This window comes from Duganella vulcania (genome assembly GCF_009857655.1).
In the GTDB taxonomy this organism is placed as follows: domain Bacteria; phylum Pseudomonadota; class Gammaproteobacteria; order Burkholderiales; family Burkholderiaceae_D; genus Rugamonas; species Rugamonas vulcania.
Map to the genome: position 1 here is coordinate 1 of NZ_WWCX01000335.1, position 255 is coordinate 255.

Consider the following 255-nt stretch of genomic DNA (forward strand, 5'->3'; position numbering starts at 1 on the left):
TAGAGTGCCCTTTCGTAGCAACTAATGACAAGGGTTGCGCTCGTTGCGGGACTTAACCCAACATCTCACGACACGAGCTGACGACAGCCATGCAGCACCTGTGTAATGGTTCCCTTTCGGGCACTCCCCAATCTCTCAAGGATTCCATCCATGTCAAGGGTAGGTAAGGTTTTTCGCGTTGCATCGAATTAATCCACATCATCCACCGCTTGTGCGGGTCCCCGTCAATTCCTTTGAGTTTTAATCTTGCGACCG

1 rRNA gene is annotated in these 255 nt (G+C 51.0%); it reads right to left on the minus strand.

From position 1 onward, the window contains the following. A 16S ribosomal RNA gene (locus tag GTP90_RS36280) occupies window positions 1-255 on the minus strand; the annotation flags it as partial.